Raw genomic sequence first — 1,217 nt, 5'->3', positions numbered from 1 at the left:
GTGTGGTTTTTCTATCAAGACCCGGCCGCTGGCCGGGTCCATCCCTGAACGGACTTGTGGTTATTTATGGAAAAGTCGAAGTTGCGCAAAGTCGGTATGGGGTTGGCGTTGGCGGCGGTGGCCGGGTTGGTGCTGTACACGGTGCAGGCCCCCGCCGAAGCGCCGAAATACCAGACGGCGCCGGTCGAACGTACGGACATCGAAAACACCGTGCTCGCCACCGGTTTGCTGGAAGGCGTCAAGCAAGTGGATGTCGGCGCGCAAGTGTCGGGGCAGTTGAAGTCGCTCAAGGTCAAGGTCGGCGACAAGGTGAAGAAGGGCCAGTGGCTGGCCGAGATCGATCCGCTGGTGCTGCAGAATACCCTGCGCCAGGCGCAGGTCGATGAGGAGAACCTGCAGGCGCAGAAGCGCGCGACGCAGGCGCAGCTCAAGCAGACCAAAGCGATATACCAGCGCTATCAGAACCTGCAGGAAGACGCTTCGATCTCGCGTCAGGATTTTGAAACCGCGCAATCGAACTACGAGGTGCAGCAGGCCAATCTGTTGTCGCTGGACGCGCAGATCAAAAGTGCGCACATCCAGATCGATACCGCCAAGGTCAACCTCGCGTACACGCGGATCGTCGCGCCGATCGATGGCGACGTGGTCGGCATCGTCACCCAGGAAGGCCAGACCGTGATCGCCAACCAGTTGGCGCCGATCCTGCTGAAACTGGCGGATCTGGACACCATGACCATCAAGGCCCAAGTGTCGGAAGCCGACGTGATTCATATCGCGCCGGGGCAGCAGGTGTATTTCACCATTCTCGGCGAAGACAAACGTTATTACGGCAAGCTGCGCGGCACTGAGCCGGCGCCGCAGAACTTCCTCGAAACGCCGCCGGCCGGTACGCCGAAACAAAACACCGCGGTGTTCTATAACGCGCTGTTCGAGGTGCCCAATCCCGACCATCGCTTGCGCATCTCGATGACCGCGCAAGTGCGCATCGTCCTCGATACCGCGCAATCGGTGCTGACCGTGCCGGTGGCCGCGCTTGGGCCACGCAACGCCGATGGCAGCTTTCCGGTGCGGGTGCTGGACGCCAAGGGCCAGGCGCAGTCGCGCAACGTGCAGACCGGGATCAACAACAATGTCAAAGTGCAGATCAATCAGGGCCTCAGCGAAGGCGAGCGGGTGGTGATCGGTGATCCGTTGCCCGCCGTGGCGGGGGCTTGAGC

At 61.5% G+C, this 1,217-nt stretch carries 1 protein-coding gene; it reads left to right on the top strand.

Annotated elements, in window-relative coordinates; all coding sequences use genetic code 11:
- The first annotated feature begins 66 nt into the window (after nucleotides 1–66).
- Nucleotides 67–1,215 carry a macrolide transporter subunit MacA gene (gene macA / locus AC193Q_RS08370; protein WP_483879412.1) on the top strand — a complete coding sequence of 383 codons (1,149 nt, stop codon included), beginning with the start codon at nucleotides 67–69 and terminating at the stop codon, nucleotides 1,213–1,215.
- Nucleotides 1,216–1,217: the final 2 nt, after the last annotated feature.

The sequence above is a fragment of the Pseudomonas sp. F2 genome, assembly GCF_057174385.1.
The sequence above is the reverse complement of the archived record's forward strand: the minus strand, read 5'-3'. Positions and strand labels throughout refer to the sequence as shown.